The following is a 21506-nucleotide window of genomic DNA, read 5'->3' on the forward strand; positions in this document are numbered from 1 at the left end:
CCGACGAGTTCAGAAAGGTGACGTCCGGTGAGCGAGACGCACGAGTCCGACAACGCGCAGAACGGCGACTTCTTCGACCAGCTGCTGACCACGGCGCCCAGGGAGCACGCCTCCTTCACCCAGGCGTTCCGCGGTTACGACAAGGCGGAGGTGGACGCTGCGCTCGCGACGCTGCGAGACCAGGTGGCGCGACTGACCGAGGACCGGGACGGCATGGAGGCCCGTCACCGCAGCGAGCTGGAGGCGCTGCACGCCGAGCACGAGCGGGCGCTGGCGGATGCCGTCGCGGGCAATGACGCCCGGCTCGCCCGGCTGGAGGAGGAGCTGGCCGCCGCCCGCGCGCAGGCCGAGGAGGCCGCGACGCAGGTCAGCGCGCTGGCCACCGAGCTCAGCGACGCGCCCAAGGACGGCGACGAGCCGCAGAGCCGACAGCAGTTCGAGGCCGTGCTGCGTGTCGCCGAGGAGCAGGCCAGTGTGCTCATCCACAACGCCGCCACACAGGCGGAGCGGCTGCTGGCCGCCGCCCGTGAGGAGGCCGAGGCCAAGCGCGCCGAGCTGGCCGCCGACGTGGCCCGCATCACCGAGCAGGCCGAGCACGACGCGGACCAGGTGCGGCTGAAGATCGAGACCGAGCTGACCGCGCACGAGGCGCGGCTGGAGCGCGAGTCCGCGCACGCCGCGGAGAAGGTCGCGCAGGCCGAGCAGGAGGCGGCCGCCATCCGCACCGAGGCGGAGAAGGGCGCCGCCGCGCTGCGCGCCATGGTCACCCGCGAGACGACGGACATGCGGGCGGATGCCGAGCGCGAGGTGCGCGAGATGAACGCCCGCGTCCTGGAGTTCGAGGAGACGCTCACGCGCCGTCAGGACGACGCGCAGCAGGAGTTCCTCGTGCTGCACAACCAGGCGGTCGCGCACGCGGAGCGCATCACGACGGACGCCAACGAGCAGGTCGCCGCGTCGCTGGAGCATGCGCAGCGCATCTCGGCCAAGGCCGAGGACTACGAGCGCCTGATGCGCTCGCAGGCACAGGCCATCGAGGCCGAGGCGCAGGTGAAGGCTCGGGAGACTCTGGAGCGCGCGCGGGCGAAGGCGCAGAAGATCATCGACTCGGTCACCGGCCACGCGACGGTCGCCCTGCGCGACGCCGAGGACCGCACGCGTCAGCTGCGGTGGCAGCAGCAGCAGCTGACCAGCTTCATGGCGGAGGTGCGCGAGCTCATCCGCCCGGAGGGCGTGCTGACCAAGCCCGCCTCCGAGGAGTCCGAGGGCTCCGAGGGCGCGGTCCCCGCCCCCGCCGACGTCGACGACGCCGTGCTCGACGACCTGATCGACGACGAGACCGGTGGCGCCGAGCTCGACGGTGCGGGCGAGACCGACGACTTCGACGACGCCGAGGCGCCCGAGGACGAGGCGGAGCTCGCCGAGGACGAGACCACTCGCGCCTGAGCGCCGTCCCGGGCCGGACTCCCAGCCGCCCGGCCTAGACTCGGAGCATGGCTCAGCGGAACACCTGGCAGCGGGAGCGCGTGCGCGACGCACTCGCCGATGCCGAGGGCTTCGTGAGCGCGCAGACCCTGCACGCCGACCTGCGCCAGGCCAACACCGGCATCGGCCTGGCCACCGTGTACCGGGCGCTGGCGGGGCTGGCCGCCACCGGAGAAGCCGACTCGCTGCAGAGTCCCGAGGGCGAGGCGCTCTACCGCGCCTGCCGCACGCAGGGCCATCATCACCACCTGATCTGCCGCTCCTGCGGGCGGGCCGTGGAGATCGAGGCCAAGGACGTCGAGCAGTGGGCGCAGCGCGTCGCCGCGCAGAACGGCTTCCGCGACCCCGAGCACGTCGTCGACATCTTCGGGCTGTGCGCGGACTGTGCGCGGCGCCGCGACCAGGAGGACGTGGACGCCGAGCGAGCGGGAGCGGACGAGTGACGTCAGCCCCGCCGCGGATGCCGGAGCCGGTGTCTTCACGCAGAGCATCCGGCACCGCGGCGCACGTGCACAGGCATCCGCCGCGCCGCGTGCCCACCGGACGCGCGGTGATCATCGGCGTCGTCGTGCTGGCCGTGCTCGTGCTCGTGGACGTCTTCGTGCCGACGCTGTTCGGGGACCCGCTGCCCGCCCGTGCGCAGGACGGACTGACCCTCACGATGAGCGTGCTCATCGAGGCGTTGCCGTGGGTGATGGTCGGCGTGGTGCTCTCGATCGTCGTGGAGGTGTGGCTGCCGGCGGATGCCGTGCAGCGCTGGCTGCCCGCGACCGCCTGGGTGCGAAGGGCGGTGCTCTCGCTGCTGGGCATGGTCATCCCGGTCTGCGAGTGCGGCAACGTGCCCTTCGCCCGAGGGCTGATGATGCGGGGCCTCGCGCCCGCGGAGGCGCTGACGTTCCTCATCGCCGCGCCCATCGTCAACCCCATCGTCATCCTCACCACCCACGCGGCGTTCGGATGGGACGGGGGCATCCTCGTCGCGCGACTCGTGGGCGGATACCTCATCGCGAACCTCATCGGCTGGATCTACAGCAGGCATCCCGACCCGCAGGCGCTGCTGACGGACCGCTTCGTGGAGACCTGCGAGCAGGTGGTCCACGAGCCCGGAACCCCCATGCGCCGCAGCCTCGTGCAGCTGCTCGTCGAGCTGCGAGCGGTGATGCCCGCCCTCGTGATCGGCTCGGCACTGGCCGGGGCCGTGCAGGTGCTCGTCCCGCGGGGCGTGCTGCTGGCGGTCGGGTCGAACCCGGTGCTGTCGATCCTCGCGATGGTGGCGCTGGCCATGACCGTCGCGATCTGCTCGAACGTGGACGCGTTCTTCGCGCTGTCGTTCGCCTCCACGTTCTCGGCGGGCGCCGTCATCGCGTTCCTGCTGGTGGGACCGCTCGTGGACGTGAAGATGCTCGCCCTGCTGCGCACCACCTTCACGGCACGGGTGCTGGCGGGGCTGGTGGGGGTCGTCGTGCTCGGCGCCTGCGCCATCGGGATCGGGGTGAACGTCTTTGGCTGATCAGCATGCCGCGGACACCCCCGCCGGCACGTCGCACATGCCCACCGGGCAGAGCCTGCTGCACGCCCTGAGCTCGCGGTGGCTGGGACTGGGACTCGCGACCGTGGTGGCCGTGGTGACCCTGGAACTCGGTGCGACCGGGCGCCTCACGCTGTACATCAGCCCCGGTACGGTCTGGTTCGCCTGTGCGGCGGCCGCCGCGACGCTCGCAGCCGCCGTCTGGTCCTTCGTCCTGCCGCCCGGCGCCGAGGGCGACCACGATCACACGCACGCCGCGACCGGTGCATCCGCGTCGGCCCTGCGTCGCCGGGCACTGCAGACCACCGGTGTCGTGACCGGTGGCGTCCTCGCCTCCGCGGTGGTGCTGGCCGCCCTCGTTCTGCCGCCGGCATCCCTCTCCGCGGAGCTGGCCGTGTCGAGGGCGGGGGAGACGCCCGTGCTGTTCGCCGGTGCCGACGACGTGACGCTGGGCATCGCCGACACCACGACGTTCGGGGTGGGGGACTGGGCGAGCGCGTTCGCCACGGCCACGCGCCCGGAGGACTACGACGGCGCCTCGGTCTCGCTGACCGGCTTCGTCACGCCGGGGGACGGCGATGGCATCGGACTGACCCGCATGACCATCACGCACTGCGTGATCGACGCGCAGCCCGCGACCGTGCCGCTGGGCGGGGTCACCGAGAAGTACGCCACCGGTCAGTGGATCGAGGTGTCCGGCACCGTTCGCGCCGACGCCGACGGCACGCTGCGCATCGACCCGGACTCGGTGCGCCGGATCAGCGAGCCGAAGGATCCGTATGAGTACTGACGGATCGGATGTCGGCGCCCCGCGCACCCGTGCGGAGTTGCGCGCGCAGCGCGCCGCACAGGCAGCCCGCGAGGCGGCGCAGGCGGCGGAAGCCGGGCCGTCGACTCCCGAGTCCGAGACGGCGGATGCCGGGCAGCAGGCGCCGGAGGTTCCCGCCGTCCCCGCACCCACGACCCCCATCTCCGTCGGCCTCTCGGTGCCGGTCCCCGAGTCGGACGCACACATCGGACCCGCCTCGGCGGGACGATCGCATCCGCACGCGGCGACGCCCTCCGCATCGCCGTCCCCCGCATCGCAGCGGGATCCGGCGTCGCCGCACCGAGACCGGCGCGGCGGTCGTCGCTTCGCCGTCACGATGACGTCGGTGCTGGGCGCGCTCGCCCTCGTCGTGGGCGTGCTGGGCGCCGTCAGCCTCACGCAGGGGCCGCGCATCAGCGACACGCAGGTCGACGCCGCACAGGCCATCGAGACCTCCGGCAGCAGGCTCATCCTCACCACCACCCAGCGGCTGGACGACGTCGACCCCGAGCGGGTCACCGTCGAACCCGCCGTGCCCTTCACCGTCGACACGGCCGGACGCAGCATCGGCATCCGCTTCACCGTCCCGCTGCACGACTCGACGACCTACCGCGTCACCGTCAGCGACGTGTCGGCGGCCGGCGGCGGTCCGGCATCCGATCTGGAGACCTCGTTCACCACGCCGGCGTCGAGCATCCTCCTGCTGCAGCGCGCCCCCGGAGACGAGGACGACACGATCTTCCTCGCCGACCTCAGCGGCGAACGGGCCACGCCCGTGTTCCGGCATCCGCGCATCGACGACTACCGCGCCACCTCGCGGCTGATCGTCGTCACCGTCCAGGAGGACGACGGATCCCGGCTCGTGGTGATGAACCGCGACGGCTCGGACCAGCGCGAGCTGACCCTCCCCGGCGAGGGCTACGTCTCCTCCGTGCAGGTCTCCGACCGCGGCGGACTCGTCGGCTACAGTTACTCTGACCGCGACCTCACCGAGACCTCGGGGCGCGCCAGCGTGCTGGTCACCCAGCCGCTGAACGGCGCGGAAGAGCCGCGCATCGTGCAGGTCGAGGGGTCGGACGCCAGCATGGCGGAGTGGCAGTTCGTGCCGGACTCCTCCTCGCTGCTGTTCATCGACTTCGATGGGGCGCTCGGCGTGGAGGACGCCTCTGCGGACACCGGCGTGAAGTCGATGGGCGTGGCCGCCGGCATCCTCGGCATCACGCGCGGCACCTACACCGCCATCATCGAGCGCACCGACGGCAGCATCGTGCAGCTCGATCTCACGGGCGGCCGCGAGACGCCGCTGCCGGCATCCGACCCCGACTACGGCGACGCCGATGCCATCGTCCCCTTCCCCGGCGGGACGCTGCGGCACATCGTGCAGCGCGACGAGTCCGGCATGCCCACGGGCCAGGCCGTCGTGCGGGTTGACGACGACGGCTCCGCCCGCGTCATCAGCGAGGTGAGCGGAACGGATGCCATCCCGCAGACCTGCGCGTCGCCCAGCGGCCAGTACGCGGCCGTCGTGATCGCCCCGGACCTGCCCACCAACGCGTACGACGACCTGCTGCTGCCGCTGCCGACGACCCTGCACACCCAGCTCATCGACCTGGGCGGAACGGAGAAGCTGCCCACCCTGAGCGGCTTCGACATCTCCTGGTGCGGGCAGGCGCCGCTGCCGTGACCATCGTCGCGGTCCCGCCCGTGGGCAGGCGGGGGAACCCGGGACTCGAGGAGGAGAGATGACGCGCACCGCTGATCGCACGGACCTGATGGGACTGCCGCTGGACGTCGCCCCGCGCCTGCTGGGCGCGCAGCTGGTGACCGTCGTCGACGGGGTGGAGACGCGGCTGCGGATCACCGAGGTCGAGGCGTACCACGGCAAGGGCACCGGGCCCGTCCCCGACCCCGGCTCGCATGCGCGGATGGGCTACACGGCGCGCAACGCCACCATGTGGGGGGAACCCGGTCACCTGTACGTGTACCTCAGTCACGGCATCCACTCCTGCATCAACGTCGTCTGCGGGCCCGAGGGGGAGGCGGGCGGTGTGCTGCTGCGCGCCGGCGAGGTGGTCGCCGGCGAGGAGGCCGCGGCGGAGCGCCGCCGGGTGCCGACGCCCCTCAGCCGCACCGCGCGTCGCGACCTGGCCCGTGGACCGGGGCGTCTCGCCCAGGCGGTCGGTCTGCGGCATGCGCTGCACGACGGCATCGACATCGTCTCCGGCGCGGAGATGAACGGCGCCGTCGCACGGGTCCTGCTGGACGAGCCGGTCGCGGAGGTGTCCGTAGGCCCGCGCGTGGGCATCGCCGGCACAGCCGGGACGATGGCGTTCCCGTGGCGGTTCTGGATCACGGGTGAGGCGACGGTCTCCCCGTTCCGGTGGGGACGCGGTGCGGCCGAGGCCGCCGCCGCGCTCGACGCCGGCTGACGGGCGGCGCGCCTCCCCGCGGAACTCGCCGTTGCGCCTCCCCGCGGAACTCGCCGTTGCGGGTCCCGGGAACGGTTCAGCCGTGCTGCGCGGCGCACCCGCAGGACTCGCGGACGCGCAAGTGCGTGAACAGTGCGCGATGGTGGCGTGACGCGGTGGGATCCGTCAGCAACTGCACGGCGACCTCCGCCATCTGCTCCAGCGGCTGGACCGCCGTGGTCAGTCTCGGCCACACGAAGTCGGCGGCGATCGTGCCGTCGAAGGAGACGACGGCGATGTCGTCCGGCACACGCACTCCGCGCTCGCCGAACGCGGCCAGCATGCCGATGCCGATCTGATCGGAGGCCGCGAGGACCGCGCGGGGCAGGGAGGGCAGGCGCATGAGCTCGACGGCCGCGTCGTAGCCGCCCTGATACCCGAAGGGCGTGTGCAGGAGCGGACCGAGCGGAAGCCGTGCGGCGGAGAGCGCTTCGCGCCACCCCCGTTCGCGCTCGTCGTAGCGGGCGGCGCTGCCGGCGAACGCGATGTCGCGGTAGCCGTGGCCGATCAGGTGCTCGCACGCCTCCCGGGCGCCCCGGGCGAAGTCCACGCCCACGCTGTGCAGGTCGTCGGTCTCGCCGAACTGGCCCATCACGACGGCGGGGATGCCCAGCGAGTGGACCACCGACTGCTCGCCGGAGGTGAGCACGTCGGCGATGATGAGCCCCGCGATCTGGCGGGAGGCGAGGTCGCGGATCTGGTCCGCGGTGGGCACCTGCGTGCGGTCGGAGTTCACGATCAGCAGGGAGCGGCCGGCATCCGCGGTCGCCTGATCCAGTGCATGGCACAGCTCTGCGAAGAACGGGCTGCGGTTGTCGTGCACGAGCAGGCCGAACATGTCGGCCGATCCCATCGACAGCGCGCGGGCGGCGGCGTTGGGCCGGTAGCCCAGCACGCGCACGGCATCCAGCACCCGCTCCCGGGTCAGCGGGGCGACGTTCTTCGGGCCGCCGTTGAGCACGTAGCTGACGACGGCGGTGCTCACCCCCGCGTAGCGGGCCACGTCCGCGCGGGTCACCGGTCGGGTGCGCCGATCAGCCAACCGGGTCACCCATGTCCGGCACCATGAGACGCTCACCGCCCCGGCGGGCCGACTCGTGGGCGATCACGCCGGGAAGGGTGAACCGGGCCGCCTGCCAGGCGTTCACGGGCGGGAGCGTCCGGCCGTTCACGGCGCGCACGAAGTCGTCCACGAGGAAGTGATGGCTGCCCTCGTGTCCGTTGTGCAGGGGGCGAAGCTCGTCGGGGATGCGGGCGCGCTCGTCCTCGTGGATCCGCGCGTACCCGGACACGAACGCGTCGCGGAGCGCGGGAGCCACCTGGGCGAGGGACGGGTCGTCGTACGGCACGGAGGCGTGCGTGTCGATGAGGTGGGAGATGTCCTCCACCCCCTCCCTGTCCTGCCACACGGTCGTGCGCGCCAGCTGTTCGAACGACCCCTCGGTGCCGAACCAGCGGAACCGGGACTCGCGCAGATGCGACGGATAGCCGACGCGACGGAATTCGTTGATGCGCATGGCGCCGCCCGCCGCCAGCTCGAACAGTGCGGTCGCGTTGGAGAAGTCGTTGTCGAACTGGCTGACGGCGCGGTCGAACACGCCGTCGCCGCGCTGGTCGACCACACCGATCGCCGAGACCGCCGTCGCATGGGTCGGCCACGCGCCCAGCACCCCGCCGATGGAGTGCGTGGGATACAGCAGCGGAGGGTAGCTGGCGGTGCGCTTCCACTCCGCCCCGCCCGAGTACCGGTACGCCTCGTAGAAGCCCAGGTCCATGTCGTGGACGTAGTCGCCCTCGCCGTAGAACAGCCGTCCGAAGGCACCCTCGGCGAGCCGGCGCCTGGCGTACACCGTCGCCGGGTTGTAGTAGCTCGTCTCGCCCATCATGTAGGTGAGCCCCGTCTCGCGCACGGCCTCGATGATCGCCGCGATCTCGTCGACGGTGATCGCCATCGGCACGGCCGAGTAGACGTGCTTGCCCGCACGCAGTGCCTGCACGACCAGCGGCCCGTGCGTCCAGCGCTGGGTGAAGATCGCGACGGCGTCGATCTCCGGCGATGCGAGCATGGCGTCGAACGAGTCGCTGACCCCCGCCAGCCCCATGCTGCGCGCGAGATCGTCGGCGCGGGAGCGGATCACGTCTGTCACATGAACCGCGGACACACCGGGATGGTGGTGGAACAGCGTCGCGAACTGGCCGGCGAACTGGCCCGCACCGACGATCCCCAGAGAGAACGCCATGCGCCGAGTCTTCCATCGTGAGTCTACGGGTGTCAACATGGTCGGGAGCCCCGGAACCGTGCCCCTCAGAACGTTTCCGGGACCCCCTGTACCCCAGCGATCTACGCGGGTAACGTATCACGAACAGACGGATGCGCACCAGCGTTCCGCCGTCGAGACAGGTATCGCGGACAGTGAGGTTCAGACATGACGACATTCACGGCTTCGAAGCGCTCCCTGGTGGCGATCGTGGTCGTCGCGGCGACCGGGATCGCCCTGACCGGATGCTCCGGTGAATCCGGAGGCGGCGACGGCGGCGATGTCGAGATCGAGATGCAGACCAACTTCGGCGCCACCGACCCCTCGCTGAAGGTCCTCGAGAAGATCACCGACGCGTACGAGGCGGACAACCCGGGCGTGAAGATCGAGCTGGTGCCCTCGACCGACACCTATGAGGACGACATCAAGGTGCGGCTGTCCTCCAACGACATCCCCGACATCTGGGCCACGCACGGCTGGTCGCTGCTGCGCTACAGCCAGTTCCTCGAGCCGCTGAACGACCAGCCGTGGGCCAAGGACTTCAACGAGGCGCTGGCCCCGGCGATGGAGAACGCCGACGGACAGTTCTTCGCGCTGCCCATCGACACCGACGTTGCCGGCATCGTCTACAACCGCACGGTGCTCGAGGACGCCGGGATCGACCCGACCTCGCTCACCGACTGGACCTCCTTCGAGACGGCGTTGAAGACGCTGAAGGATGCCGGGATCACACCGGTCTCCTCATCCGGCAAGGACAGCTGGTTCGCCGGGAACATCACCGACTTCATCGGCTCCGGCGACTTCAGCGAGGCGGAGTTGAAGGGGTTCCAGGACGGCACCTTCGACGAGAGCGGCTACACCCGCATCCTCGACCACATCGCCACCTGGCAGAAGGCCGGCTGGTTCAACCCGGACTACTCCTCCGCCACGACCGATGACATCGGACGCTCGCTCGCCGAGGGGACGACGGCGTTCGTCTTCGTGCAGAACTACCTCGTCGCCACCGCCCTCGGGTTCAACCCGGACGCCGACCTCGGCTACATGCCCATCCCGTCCGAGAACGGGGAGCCCTTCCTCGTCGGCGGCGAGGGCCGGGCCTACGGCGTCTCCAAGACCTCCCCCGACAAGGAGCAGGCGCTGGACTACCTGGCCTGGCTCGCCGAGCCCGACAACCTGTCCCAGCTGGCCGGATCGATCGGCGGCATCCCCGGGCTGACGAACGCGACCAGCGACCTCGGCGTGCTGACCGCCAGCTACGATCAGTTCGTCGCGCCCGCCACGCTGCCGCTCAAGCCGTACTTCGACCGCGTGTACCTGCCCGGTGGCATCTGGGACACCATGGTCACCACGACCGACGGCGTCATCACAGGTCAGATGACCCCGGCGGATGCGGTGGCGCAGATGAAGTCGAGCTACGACTCGCTGCGATGACGACCGCTGCGCGGGCGGTGCGGGATCCGGGACGGACGCGGGGCGACGCGCACCGGTCCCCCGCGGCGAATCGGGGGCGCGCGACCCCGCGCTTCGCCGGTCGACGGCTCGACCTGCTATACCTGCCCGCGCTGGCCGTGCTCGGCGTCTTCATGCTGTGGCCGCTGCTGAACGGGGTGCTGCTGTCGCTGACGGACTGGGACGGCTTCTCACCCGGCCGATCCTTCGTCGGCGCGGAGAACTACCTGCGGCTGTTCGACGACCCGAACTTCCGCACCGCGCTGGGCAACACGTTCCTGTACGGGGTGGGCTCGACGCTGCTGCAGCAGGTGATCGGGCTGTCCCTGGCCCTGGCGCTGGACGGTCACGTGCGGGGCCGCGGGATCGCGCGCGCGATCATCTACCTGCCCGTCCTCGTCTCGCCCGTGGTGATGGGCACCATGTACTACCTGTTCCTCTCCTACAACGGCGGAGGCCTCAACGACCTCGTCATCGCGCTCGGCGGGGAGCGCACCGCCTGGTTCAGCGATTCCGGCACGGCGATCGTGCTGATCGTCATCGTCAACTCGCTGCAGTTCGTCGGGATCTCGATGGTGATCTACCTGGCGGGGCTCCAATCCATCCCCACGATGTACTACGAGGCGGCCAGGCTCGACGGGGCCAATGCCGTGCGCACGTTCCGCAGCATCACGATGCCGATGCTGCAGCCCGCCTTCGCGACGAGCGTCGTGCTCAACCTCATCGGCGGCATGAAACTGTTCGACATCATCCAGGTGCTCACCGCCGGCGGGCCGGGCTACTCCACCCACTCCGTGTCGACGCTCATCGCGAAGATGTACTTCGGCAGTCAGCGCGCCGGCTACGCGTCCGCGATGGGGGTCGTGCTGTTCCTCATCATCGCGGTGTTCACGCTCGTGCTGAACACCGCCCTGAACCGGAGAAGGCTGGAGGAGCTGTGAGCGGCGCGTCCCCGGCATCCGTCGTCGCACCGCCCAGCGCGAGGCGGGCGGTCCCCACGTCGCCGTGGCCGGCGCGGCTCGGCATCGGCGCGGGGGTGCTGCTGGCCGTGCTGCTGCAGCTGCTGCCGTTCTACGTCACGGTCACCTCCGCGATGAAGCGGCGCAGCGACCTGTCGTCGCAGTGGCTGCCGCCGTCGGACGGCATCCACTGGCAGAACTTCGCGACCGCGATCCTGCAGGGCGGCATCCTGCGTGCGATCGGCAACAGTGCGATCGTCACCGTCGGCGCCACCGTGCTGGTATGCGTGCTGGGGGCGCTCGCCGCCTACCCGCTGGCGCGGCGCGCCACCGTGACGAACCGGCTCGTGCTGGCGGGCGTGATCGGCCTCATCATGATCCCGCCGCTGTCGATCCTCGTCCCGCTGTACTCGATGATGAGCAGCTGGCACGCCATCAACACCTACGGGGGCACGATCCTCGTGATGACCGCCACGCAGCTGCCGCTGGCCATCTTCCTGTACACCGCGTTCATGCGCGGCCTGCCGATCTCCATCGAGGAGGCCGCCTCCGTCGACGGCGCCGGGGCCGTGCAGGTGCTGTTCCGCGTCGTCGTGCCGATGCTCAAGCCCGTCACCGCGACGGTCGTGATCCTGACGAGCGTCAACGTGTGGAACGACTACGCGCTGAGCGTCTACCTCATGCGCAGCCCGGAGATGCGCACGATCGCCCCCGCGACGGCGACGTTCTTCTCCACGACCTCCAGCGACGTGGGCGCGGCGGCCGCGGCCGCCCTGCTGTCGGCCCTGCCGGTGCTGATCGTCTACCTCGTGCTGCAGAAGTACTTCATCAAGGGGATGGTGGCGGGATCTGAGAAGTGAGTCGTCCGTGCTAGACTGACTCTTTGTCTGTGCACGCTCCTGTGCGCAGTTCGCGTCCCCCACCTCCTTCCCGGTCGCAGAGCCGTGTCCGAGGGAGGGATGCAGACAAGGGATCTTGGGTGGGGCCGTCCGGTCTCACGGTAGAGAAGGAGTCACCATGGCCGCAGTGTGCCAGGTGACCGGCGCCGTTCCCGGCTTCGGTCACAACATCTCGCACTCGCACCGTCGGACGAAGCGCCGCTTCGACCCGAACGTGCAGAAGAAGACCTATTTCGTCCCGTCGCTGGGCCGCAAGGTCACCCTCAACGTGTCCGCCAAGGGCATCAAGGTGATCGACGCCCGCGGCATCGAGCGCGTCGTCGCTGACCTGCAGGCGAAGGGCGTGAAGCTCTGATGGCGAAGAAGGCTCAGGACGTCCGTCCGATCATCAAGCTGCGCTCGACGGCCGGCACCGGTTACACCTACGTGACCAGGAAGAACCGCCGCAACACCCCCGACCGCCTCGTGCTGAAGAAGTACGACCCGGTGGTCCGCAAGCACGTCGAATTCCGAGAGGAGCGCTGAGACATGGCCAAGAAGAGCAAGATCGCCAAGAACGAGCAGCGCAAGGTCATCGTCGCCCGCTACGCGGAGCGCCGTGCCGAGCTGAAGAAGACCCTGATCGACCCGAACGCCACCGACGAGGCCCGCGAAGCCGCCCGCGTCGGCCTGCAGAAGCTCCCGCGCAACGCGTCGCCCGTGCGCGTGCGCTCGCGGGACGCCATCGACGGCCGCCCCCGCGGCGTCCTGTCGAAGTTCGGCATCTCCCGCGTCCGCTTCCGCGACATGGCGCACCGCGGCGAACTGCCCGGCATCACCAAGTCGAGCTGGTGAGCATCCGCTTCATCTGCATGTGAAGGGGCGAGGATCTTCGGATCCTCGCCCCTTCCTCATCCACCCGCGGTGCACAGCGCCGCCCCGTGCTGATCGGCGGCCGTTCGCGCGGTTGTTGCTGGTGGGGCTCGAGTGAACGAAATCACGGGAAAAACATGCCGAAACCCGCGAAATGACGCGGAATCCTCGGTTGTGGTTGGTACATTCGAGGCGGTCGTTCGACCGACGGGGGGAACTCCGCACTCAACACGATGCGACGGACGTCGTCGCTGGAGGATGACATGGCTGACAAGTCCATCACCAAGACCGAGCTCGTCGCGAGCATCGCTTCCGCCACCGGCGAGAGCCAGGCCACCGTTTCGCGCGTCCTGGACTCGCTGTTCGGCACCGTCTCCGACGCTGTCGCCAAGGGCAGCAAGGTCTCGATTCCGGGCTGGATCGCCTTCGAGCAGGTCGCCACGGCCGCCCGCACCGGCCGCAACCCGCAGACCGGTGCCGAGATCAAGATCCCGGCGGGCAAGCGCGTCAAGGTGACCGCCGGCTCCAAGCTGAAGGCCGCCGTCAAGTAAGACCGCGCCAGGAAGGCCGCCCCTTCGGGGCGGCCTTCTGCGTGCGGGCGGGGCGCGCACAGCCGGCCGGCCGTAGGCTGGAGGGGTGAAATCGTACCGTCTCGCCGGCCTGGTGGTCCTCCTCGCCGGCGCGACGTCGGGGCTCATCGCGGCCCTCGTCGTCGGCGGCGGTGCCGTGCCCCCCAAGCTGCTCGACCCGGGCCCCATCGTGATGTGGGGGCTGCCGGCCGTCAAGATGATCGCCAACCTCGCGTCGGCGGCCATGCTCGGCTCCCTCGTGCTCGCGCTGTTCGGCCTGCGCAGCGGCACACGTCACTTCGACCTCGCCCTGGACACGGCATCCGCGGGCGCGGCGGTGTTCACCCTGGCATCGGCGACGGCGGCGGGAATGACCCTGCTGGCGGCCTTCAACCCCAGGCTCTCCGTCGACCGGACCTTCGGCGAGCAACTGGCCACGTTCCTGCTGACTCTCCCTCTCGGTCAGGCCTGGCTGATCACGGTGCTCATGGGCGCGGTCATCACCCTGCTGGCGTTCGGGTGGCGCAGCTGGACGGGCACGCTCATCACGACCGGCCTCGCGGCCGCCGCCTTCCTGCCGCTGGCGACCCAGGGGCACTCCGGCGACGTCGCCGGGCACAACGTCGCGGTCAACTCGATCCTGCTGCACACGGTCGGCGCCGCGGTCTGGGTGGGCGGCATCATGCTGCTGGTGGTGCTGCGCGCATCCACCCGCAGGAGCGCGAGGCCGGGGGGCGAGCGGCTCGACATGCCCGTGCTGGTCGGTCGGTACTCGTCGCTCGCGCTGGCCGCCTTCGTCGTCGTCGGCGTCTCCGGCATCGCGCGCACCGTCGTCGCGCTCGGGGACTGGGGCGAGCTGCTCGCACCGTACGGACTGATCATCCTCGGCAAGGCCGCGGCACTGGTGGGGCTCGGCGTGTTCGGCGCCTGGTATCGGCGCCGCCTCATCCCGAAGCTGTCCGGCGAGCGGGAGAGGAGCTCGTTCTGGACGCTGATCCTCGGCGAGCTCGCCCTCATGGGCCTCGCCTCCGGCGCGGCAGCGGCCCTGGCGCGCACACCCCCGCCGCTGGGGGAGCAGCCGCCGGTGGACCCGACGGCCGCGCAGCGGCTGACCCGGTCGCCGTTGCCGCCCGAGCTGACGCTGGACCGCTGGTTCACCTCCTACGACATCGACATCCTGTGGGCCATCGCGGTCGGCTTCGGCGTGTTCCTGTACGCGGCCGCCGTGCTCCGTCTGCACCGCCGCGGCGACGCGTGGCCACTGCACCGCACGATCTTCTGGATGGCGGGCCTGCTACTGCTGCTGTGGGTCACCTGCGGCCCGCTCAACGAGTACCAGGACTATCTGTTCAGCGTGCACATGGCCGGGCATATGGCGCTGAGCATGGCCATCCCGCTGCTGCTGGTCAGCGGCGCACCGGTCACTCTGGCGCTGCGCGCCATCCACAAGCGCGACGACGGCACGCGCGGCGGGCGGGAGTGGATCCTGTGGGCGGTGCACTCCCCGTTCTCCCGCATCATCACGAATCCGGTGGTGGCCGCGGCCATCTTCGTCGTCTCGCTGTGGGCCTTCTACTTCACCGACCTCGTGCGGTGGGCGATGTACGACCACCTCGGCCACGAGTGGATGATCATCCACTTCCTGCTGTCGGGGTACCTGTTGGTGATGACGCTGGTCGGGATCGATCCCCTGCCGTACCGGATGCCGTATGCGGGCCGGATGATCACCCTCATCGCCGTGATGGCCGCGCACTCCTTCTTCGGGATGGCCATCATGATGCAGGAGGGCCTGATGGTCGCCGAGTGGTTCGGGTCCATGGGGCGCACCTGGGGGCCGACCCCCATGGAGGACCAGTACATCGGCGGCGGGATCGCCTGGTCGGTCGGCGAGATCCCCACGCTCATCCTCGCGATCACGCTCGGGATCCAGTGGTCCCGGTCTGATGAGCGGCTGCAGCGCCGCAGCGACCGGCACGCCGACCGCACCGGCGATCTGGAGCTCGAGGAGTACAACGCGAGACTCGCGAAGCTCGCCGAGCAGGATCGCCTGATCGCGGAGCGGGAGACCCGCTGACGGCATCCCGTCGTTCAGCCGCCGGCAGGGGAGCCCACCCGGATCGACGCGGTCCCGTCGGGGAGGATGCCGATCGTGCCGTCGACCTGGAAGGGGACGTCCTCGGAGACCTCGCGCTCGGAGCCGTCGAACACCGACTTGATCGTCACGTCGATGTGCGCCAGGGCGTCGGTCGGGGGGATCCACCAGCCCGCGCCGTCGGGCTCGATCGTGACGACCGGCTGGCGGATGATCGACCACTTCGGCGCGGTTCCGTCTCCGAGCCGGTTGGACACCTCGAGGCCGAACGGGCAGGCGGTCGGCAGCAGCACCTCCTGCGTCGCGCAGGCCGTCAGGAACTCCTCCACCTTCTGCTGCACGAGTTCGGTGAACTTCTCCGTCGGCATCGCCTGCACGTCCACGGGCGTGCGCCCCAGGGGCGTGTCGGCCAGCACCCGCACCCCCGGGGTGGCGGCGACGGCCGTGTCGACGGTCACCGAGTACGCGCCGGGGGTGAACACCAGCATGTGCAGCGGGGCCAGCGGATCGGCCTCCGCGCCCTTCTCCGACACCTGACCGCGCTCCAGATCGAACCCGTTGACGGCGAAGGCGTCCGCGCCGCGGACGGTGAGCAGGATCTCGGCGAGGGGGCTGCGGGCGAACCGCCAGTTGGGGACGACGCCGATCCAGCCGTCCTGCACGATCTCGAAGGTCGATGCGCCGGACACCCCGCCGGCCCGGTATACGGCGCGCACCCGGTAGGCCCCCTCCTCATGCTCCTCGGAAGTGACCTCGTAGTCGGTGAGCGGCGCGAGAGCGCTCGTGCGCAGCAGCGCCTCCGAGGCGGTCGAGTCGAGGCCGACACCGGAATGCGAGGCCAGGTCGACGGAGACGCCCGGTACCCGCAGCGCGTCGGCGGCGCGACCGGCGGCGAGAAGATCGAGGTAGCGTCCCACGAAAGCGGACGGGCTGTACACCTGCTGGTACAGCGAGATTCCGCCGGCGCCGAGCGCGGCCAGCAGCAGCGCGCCGACGAGCGCGAGCACGGTGAGATCGGCGCGGAGGGTCGATCGTGCTCGTGACACCCTCCGCCCCTGCATCATGCGCTCAAGTCTAGGGAAACGGGCTGGGACGGAGCCGTGCGACCGGCGCGGTCGGCCGCCGACGCTTAACATGGGGTGCGTGTCCGTGACTCTCTCCGATGAACAGCAGGCGCTGTTCCGCCTCATCGAGGACACCGATCAGCACGTGTTCATCACCGGGCGCGCCGGCACCGGCAAATCGACCCTGCTGCAGCACTTCGCCTGGAACACCGAGAAGCAGATCGCCATCTGCGCGCCCACCGGCGTGGCGGCGCTGAACGTCGAGGGCCAGACCATCCACTCGCTGTTCCGACTGCCGATCGGGCTGATCGCGGAGACCGAGATCGAGCAGTCGGATGCCACCCGCCGCATCCTCAACGCCATCCAGACCCTCGTGATCGACGAGATCTCGATGGTCAACGCCGACCTCATGGACGCCATCGACCGCTCGCTGCGGCAGGCTCGGGGCAAGCGCGGCATACCGTTCGGCGGCGTGCAGGTGGTCATGTTCGGCGACCCGTACCAGCTGGCGCCGGTGCCGCCTCGCGGTGACGAGCTGCGCTACATCCAGGACCACTACCGTTCGTTCTGGTTCTTCGACGCCAAGGTCTGGACGGGCGGCAGGGCCGCCGACGGCGACGGGATGCTCGATGTCGGCGAGCACGGCGCGAAGCTGCACGTGCACGAGCTGACGCACATCCACCGGCAGTCCGACGACGGCTTCAAATCGATGCTGAACGCCGTGCGGTACGGACGCGTCACGAAGGACATCGCCGACGTCCTCAACGAACGCGGCGCGCGCACCCCGCCGCAGGCCGAGCCGGGCGAGGTGCCCATCATCACGCTCGCCACCCGCAACGACATCGTCAACACCATCAACAGCCGGCATCTCGCGGCGCTGCCCGGCCGCGAGCAGATCGCGCGCGCGGAGGTCAACGGCGACTTCGGCCGCGGCGAGGCGAACTACCCCGCCGATGCCGAGCTGAGGCTCAAGGTCGGCGCGCAGGTGATGTTCCTGCGCAACGACGTGGCCGTGCCCGGCGAACCGCCGCGGTGGGTGAACGGCTCGATCGGCACCGTCACCCGCATCCTCGGCGGGACCGTGCGGGTGGAGGTCGACGGCGAGGAGTTCGACGTGGAGCCGGCGGTCTGGGAGCGTTTCCGCTACGCGTACAACCCGGGCACCAAGACGCTCTCCCGTGAGGTGGTCGCCGAGTTCACGCAGTTCCCGCTCCGGCTGGCGTGGGCGGTGACCATCCACAAGTCGCAGGGCAAGACCTACGACCAGGCGATCATCGATCTGGGATCGGGCGCGTTCGCCCCCGGTCAGACGTATGTGGCGCTGTCCCGGCTGACATCCCTGGACGGGCTGTACCTGACCAGGCCGCTGCGGCCCCGCGACATCCGCGTCGACGAGGACGTGCGCCGGTTCATGCGCGAGGCGTGGGAGGCCAGGCAGGCGGCGAGGGTCGAGGGCTGAACGGCGGCGGATGCCGGCGGGCGCGCTCTCAGCATCCGTCTTCTAGACTCGGAGCATCCGTTTCCCGGGAGAGTCGATTCATGCATCTTCGTTCGCCGCGCCGTCTGCGCGCCGCCGTCGTCGGCGCGGTCGCGCTCGCCCTGGCACTGACCGGATGCACGGCATCCGGACCGGACTTCACCTACACGCCCCCGAAGCAGGTCGACGCGAACCTGCCCGACGAGATGACCGCCCAGCTGCAGGCCGCCGTCGAGCAGGCCATGGTCGCCACGGGCTCCTCCGGTGCGATCGTGGGCGTGTGGGTGCCGTGGAGCGGCCGCTGGGTGACGGGACTGGGCACGCAGGCGGCGGACGACACGACCGAGGTCAGCACCGACATGTCCTTCCGCGTCGCCGACGTCACGCGGATGATGACGTGCGACGTGCTGTACGGCATGGCAGACGAGGGCAGGGTTGAACTCGACGCCCCCGTGCCGAAGTACGTCTCCGGCGTGGCTGATCTCAGCGACATCACCCTGCTCGACCTGTGCAACGGCACGAGCGGTGTCGGCTCGTCGGAGTCATCTGCGAAGATGTACTGGCTGAACACCCCCGACCGGGAGTGGGCGCCGCTGCAGCTGGCCAGCTTCGGGCTGGGCGCTCAGCGCGGCCCCGCGCACACGGCGTACCGCGATTCGGATGCCGGGTACCTCATGCTGGGTCTCGCCCTGGAGCGCATCGCCGGCAAGAGCGCCTCGGAGCTCATCGACCAGTACGTGGTGGAACCCCTTCAGCTGACCGCCACCTCCCTGCCCGATGCGGCCGGGGCGGACCCTGCGCCTGCACCCGCGCTGAAGGGCGCCTATCTGCCGGCCGTGGAGGGCGGTTACGACTGCGCGGCGCCGATCGACATCACCAAGAGCTCCTCGAGCATCGGGTTCACCGACTCAGGTGTGGTCTCCACCATCTCCGATCTCGGGCGCTACGTGCAGGCCGAGGCACGGCAGGTGCTGCGCGCCGAGAACGCGCAGCCGGCCCGCTACGGAGCCCCGCTGCCGTCGTCGGAGAAGGCGCCGGCCTGGTACCAGGCCACCGGTGGGGCGTACCTGGTGGGATCGATGATCGGGCAGCACGGCTGGGTGCCCGGCTATGCGACCGCCGCCTACTCCGACCCCGCGACCGGGTTCACCGTCGCGGTGACGCTGAACAACTCCACCTCCGGGGCGAACCCGGCGGCGTATCTGGCCTGGGAGCTCGCGGCCATCGCCTCCAAGGCTCCCGCCGCGGAGGGGGAGACGGCGCCCGAGTTCGGCCTGCCCTTCACCTCCGAGCAGTACGCGCAGGCCATCGCCGACGGCGCGATCTGCCACGCTCCGGCCGAGGAGTGAACCCGCTCTCGGCAGCGAGCGCCGACGGCGCGCGCTCCGGGCGCTCCTCCGCCGTCATCCTCGTCGCGGCGGGACTGGTCTGCCAGGAGGTCGGCGCATCGCTGGCGGTGATGCTGTTCCCGCAGGTGGGGCCGCTGGGCATGGTCATGCTGAGGCTGGTGTTCTCCGCGCTCATCCTGTTGCTGATCGCGCGGCCGCGGTTGCGCGGTCACTCCGCCGGGGCCTGGCGCGCGGCGACGATGTTCGGCGGTGTGCTCGCCCTCATGAACGGGATGTTCTACCTGGCGCTGTCCGAGCTGCCGCTGGGGGTGACCGTCACGATCGAGGTGCTCGGACCGCTCACGCTGTCGGTGGTCACGGCGGGCACGCGCTCGGCATGGCTGTGGGCGGGTCTGGCGGCCGTCGGCGTGGGCACGCTGGGCGGTGGCGGCTGGGATCGCCTCACCGTCCCCGGCGTGCTGTTCGCTCTGGGCGCCGCGGCCAGTTGGGCGGGGTACATCCTCGCATCCGCGCGGGTCGGGCGCGCGTTCGCGCGACTCGACGGCCTGGCCCTGGCGATGGCGATCGGCGCGCTGCTGTCACTGCCGTTCGGGATCCCGGATGCCGGGGCCGCCCTGCTGCGGATCGACCTGGTCGGTCTGGGCGCGGCGGTGGCCGTGCTGAGCTCGACCATCCCGTACGCACTGGAGCTGATGGCGCTGCGCCGGCTGACGCCGGCGGTGTTCGGCGTCCTCATGAGCCTCGGGCCGGCGACGGCGACCCTCGCGGGGTTCGTGCTGCTGGGTCAGCGCCTGACACCGCTGGAGCTCACCGGCATCGCCCTCGTCATCGTCGCGAGCGCCGGCGCGGTGTGGGCGGGCCGGCGCAGGACCGCGGCGGAGGTCCTGCTGTGAGCGGCGTCACGTGAGATGATGGACGGGTGCGCCCCTCCCGTCGGATCCCGATTCTGCGCGGATTCGTCGGTGCGACGATCGCGACCTTCCTCGCACTGGCGTCGCACATGTGGGTGGGAGGCGGGATGCCGGGCATCCTCGGCATCCTCGTGCCGTGGCTGCCGTCCGTCGTGGTGTGCACGCTCCTGGCGGGACGCCGGCTGTCGCTGCTGCGGCTGAGCCTGTCCGTGGCGGCCTCGCAGCTGCTGTTCCATGCGCTGTTCGTGCTGGGCAGCGTCACGCCGACCGGTCTCCTCGCGCCGCACGTGCACGGGTCGCCGTCCTCGCTGGTCTTCACGGGCGATCAGGCCCTCGTCCCCGTCGACGCGGGCATGTGGGTCGCGCACGGCGTCGCCGCCGTGCTGACGATCGCCGTGCTGCATCGGGGCGAGACCCTGCTGGCAGTGCTGCTGCGGGTGGCAGCCGTGCTCGCGGCCTGGATCAGGCGGGCCGTGCCGGTCGGTGTCGGCGTGTCCTCGGACGACCGCCCATCGCAGCGGTGGGCCGTCGTCGCCGCCCCCGTGCGCCGTGCACCCGTGCAGGCCGCGATCCATCGTCGGGGCCCGCCGCCGCGTCTCATCTGATCTTCACGCAGCGTTCCCGCTGCGCGTCACGGCGGTTGCGCGTCGCACCCGCCGCCCACAGATGCAGACGCCGCACCGCGGCATCCGAAGAGAGGTTTTCCATGTTCCGTATCCGTACCGTCCTGGCGGGGGCCGCTGTGGCCGTCGCCGCCGCGCTCGCCGTCGCCGCGCCCGCCGCCGCGCACGACGAGCTGGTCTCCAGCACGCCCGCCGCCGACGAGCAGCTGACCGTCGCGCCCGAGCAGATCCAGCTGACGTTCTCGAACGATCTGCTGGCTCTCGAGGACAACAGCGGCACCGCCATGACCGTCGTCGACGACTCCGGCACCGACTGGGTGGCGGGCGACCCCGTGGTCGCCGCCGACACGGTCACCGTGCCGCTGGAGCCGGGCATGCCGGGCGGCACCTACCAGGTCACCTGGAAGGTGGTCTCCAGCGACGGCCACCCGACCTCGGGCGATTATTCGTTCTCGATCGCCGAGTCGGACACTCCTGACGAGCAGGCCACGGCGCCCGCCGAGACGACGGCGCCCGCCTCCCCGGAGGCCACCACCGCGCCGGAGGCCACGACGGCCCCCGAGCAGTCCGATTCCCGCCCCTGGGTGATGGGGCTCATCCCGGCCGCGGTGCTGGTCGTCGCCGTGGTGGTCATCATCGTCATCGTCGCCCGACGCCGCCGGAAGTGACAGCGCCGGCTCGGCGGGGAGCGCCCCGCCGAGCCGGATCGGGGGGT

The 21506-nt window shown here is 70.8% G+C and carries 22 protein-coding genes; 19 read left to right on the plus strand and 3 right to left on the minus strand.

Annotated features, from left to right (window positions below; all coding sequences use genetic code 11):
* Window positions 1-27 precede the first annotated feature (27 nt).
* The 6 genes from ABD770_RS06520 to ABD770_RS06545 are packed head-to-tail and all read left to right on the plus strand — an operon-like array spanning window position 28 to window position 6250.
* A complete protein-coding gene (locus ABD770_RS06520) occupies window positions 28-1446 on the plus strand; it encodes a DivIVA domain-containing protein (protein ID WP_344818712.1) in 1419 nt (472 codons plus the stop codon).
* A 47-nt stretch (window positions 1447-1493) separates the two neighbouring features.
* Window positions 1494-1928: a Fur family transcriptional regulator gene (locus ABD770_RS06525; RefSeq protein ID WP_344818713.1), complete on the plus strand. Its 435-nt coding sequence runs from the start codon at window positions 1494-1496 to the stop codon at window positions 1926-1928.
* Between the two features lie 29 nt (window positions 1929-1957).
* Window positions 1958-2995 carry a permease gene (locus ABD770_RS06530; protein ID WP_344818714.1) on the plus strand — a complete coding sequence of 346 codons (1038 nt, stop codon included), beginning with the start codon at window positions 1958-1960 and terminating at the stop codon, window positions 2993-2995.
* Window positions 2988-3803 carry a TIGR03943 family putative permease subunit gene (locus ABD770_RS06535; RefSeq protein ID WP_344818715.1) on the plus strand — a complete coding sequence of 272 codons (816 nt, stop codon included), beginning with the start codon at window positions 2988-2990 and terminating at the stop codon, window positions 3801-3803. Before ABD770_RS06530 ends, ABD770_RS06535 begins: the two co-directional genes overlap by 8 nt.
* Complete coding sequence (locus tag ABD770_RS06540; RefSeq protein WP_344818716.1) at window positions 3793-5505, plus strand: hypothetical protein; 1713 nt, start codon at window positions 3793-3795, stop codon at window positions 5503-5505. The genes ABD770_RS06535 and ABD770_RS06540 overlap by 11 nt, the downstream gene beginning before the upstream one ends.
* 58 nt (window positions 5506-5563) lie before the next feature.
* Entirely contained in the window at window positions 5564-6250 is a 687-nt protein-coding gene (locus ABD770_RS06545) for a DNA-3-methyladenine glycosylase (RefSeq protein ID WP_344818717.1), read from the plus strand.
* Between the two features lie 76 nt (window positions 6251-6326).
* On the opposite strand, the gene ABD770_RS06550 is transcribed toward ABD770_RS06545, so the two are convergent.
* Both ABD770_RS06550 and ABD770_RS06555 read right to left on the minus strand, forming a co-directional pair.
* The gene (locus tag ABD770_RS06550) at window positions 6327-7331 is read right to left on the minus strand and encodes a LacI family DNA-binding transcriptional regulator (protein ID WP_344818718.1); all 1005 of its coding nucleotides are present in this window, start codon (window positions 7329-7331) and stop codon (window positions 6327-6329) included.
* Window positions 7324-8529 (minus strand): Gfo/Idh/MocA family protein, encoded by a 1206-nt coding sequence (locus ABD770_RS06555; RefSeq protein ID WP_344818719.1) that lies wholly within the window; start codon window positions 8527-8529, stop codon window positions 7324-7326. The genes ABD770_RS06550 and ABD770_RS06555 overlap by 8 nt, the downstream gene beginning before the upstream one ends.
* Window positions 8530-8715: 186 nt before the next feature.
* Between ABD770_RS06555 and ABD770_RS06560 the strand changes: the two genes are divergently transcribed.
* The 8 genes from ABD770_RS06560 to ABD770_RS06595 all read left to right on the plus strand — a co-directional run bounded on the left by ABD770_RS06560 (window position 8716) and on the right by ABD770_RS06595 (window position 15349).
* Complete coding sequence (locus tag ABD770_RS06560) at window positions 8716-9978, plus strand: ABC transporter substrate-binding protein (RefSeq protein ID WP_344818720.1); 1263 nt, start codon at window positions 8716-8718, stop codon at window positions 9976-9978.
* Entirely contained in the window at window positions 9975-10937 is a 963-nt protein-coding gene (locus ABD770_RS06565) for a carbohydrate ABC transporter permease (protein ID WP_344818721.1), read from the plus strand. The genes ABD770_RS06560 and ABD770_RS06565 overlap by 4 nt, the downstream gene beginning before the upstream one ends.
* Window positions 10934-11815, plus strand: coding sequence for a carbohydrate ABC transporter permease (locus ABD770_RS06570; protein WP_344818722.1), 882 nt, complete (start codon window positions 10934-10936; stop codon window positions 11813-11815). The genes ABD770_RS06565 and ABD770_RS06570 overlap by 4 nt, the downstream gene beginning before the upstream one ends.
* A gap of 157 nt (window positions 11816-11972) precedes the next feature.
* The gene (gene rpmB / locus ABD770_RS06575; RefSeq protein ID WP_344818723.1) at window positions 11973-12209 is read left to right on the plus strand and encodes a 50S ribosomal protein L28; all 237 of its coding nucleotides are present in this window, start codon (window positions 11973-11975) and stop codon (window positions 12207-12209) included.
* Window positions 12209-12379 (plus strand): 50S ribosomal protein L33, encoded by a 171-nt coding sequence (gene rpmG, locus ABD770_RS06580; protein ID WP_344818724.1) that lies wholly within the window; start codon window positions 12209-12211, stop codon window positions 12377-12379. The genes rpmB and rpmG overlap by 1 nt, the downstream gene beginning before the upstream one ends.
* A 3-nt stretch (window positions 12380-12382) precedes the next feature.
* Window positions 12383-12688 carry a 30S ribosomal protein S14 gene (gene rpsN, locus ABD770_RS06585; RefSeq protein WP_344818725.1) on the plus strand — a complete coding sequence of 102 codons (306 nt, stop codon included), beginning with the start codon at window positions 12383-12385 and terminating at the stop codon, window positions 12686-12688.
* Window positions 12689-12969: 281 nt separating this feature from the next.
* Window positions 12970-13257 (plus strand): HU family DNA-binding protein, encoded by a 288-nt coding sequence (locus tag ABD770_RS06590; protein ID WP_344818726.1) that lies wholly within the window; start codon window positions 12970-12972, stop codon window positions 13255-13257.
* Window positions 13258-13342: 85 nt separating this feature from the next.
* On the plus strand, window positions 13343-15349 hold the full coding sequence (locus ABD770_RS06595; protein WP_344818727.1) for a bifunctional copper resistance protein CopD/cytochrome c oxidase assembly protein: 2007 nt from the start codon (window positions 13343-13345) through the stop codon (window positions 15347-15349).
* 14 nt (window positions 15350-15363) lie between these two features.
* On the opposite strand, the gene ABD770_RS06600 is transcribed toward ABD770_RS06595, so the two are convergent.
* Entirely contained in the window at window positions 15364-16431 is a 1068-nt protein-coding gene (locus ABD770_RS06600; RefSeq protein WP_344818728.1) for a hypothetical protein, read from the minus strand.
* 79 nt (window positions 16432-16510) lie between these two features.
* Between ABD770_RS06600 and ABD770_RS06605 the strand changes: the two genes are divergently transcribed.
* From ABD770_RS06605 to ABD770_RS06625, 5 genes are all read left to right on the plus strand, one after another.
* Window positions 16511-17890, plus strand: coding sequence for an ATP-dependent DNA helicase (locus ABD770_RS06605; protein WP_425562740.1), 1380 nt, complete (start codon window positions 16511-16513; stop codon window positions 17888-17890).
* Between the two features lie 80 nt (window positions 17891-17970).
* Entirely contained in the window at window positions 17971-19257 is a 1287-nt protein-coding gene (locus tag ABD770_RS06610) for a serine hydrolase domain-containing protein (RefSeq protein ID WP_344818730.1), read from the plus strand.
* Entirely contained in the window at window positions 19254-20150 is an 897-nt protein-coding gene (locus tag ABD770_RS06615; RefSeq protein WP_425562741.1) for an EamA family transporter, read from the plus strand. The genes ABD770_RS06610 and ABD770_RS06615 overlap by 4 nt, the downstream gene beginning before the upstream one ends.
* Before the next feature lie 26 nt (window positions 20151-20176).
* A complete protein-coding gene (locus tag ABD770_RS06620; RefSeq protein WP_344818731.1) occupies window positions 20177-20773 on the plus strand; it encodes a hypothetical protein in 597 nt (198 codons plus the stop codon).
* Between the two features lie 101 nt (window positions 20774-20874).
* Entirely contained in the window at window positions 20875-21459 is a 585-nt protein-coding gene (locus tag ABD770_RS06625; protein WP_344818732.1) for a copper resistance CopC family protein, read from the plus strand.
* Window positions 21460-21506: the final 47 nt, after the last annotated feature.

It is taken from the genome of Microbacterium soli (assembly GCF_039539005.1).
In the GTDB taxonomy this organism is placed as follows: domain Bacteria; phylum Actinomycetota; class Actinomycetes; order Actinomycetales; family Microbacteriaceae; genus Microbacterium; species Microbacterium soli.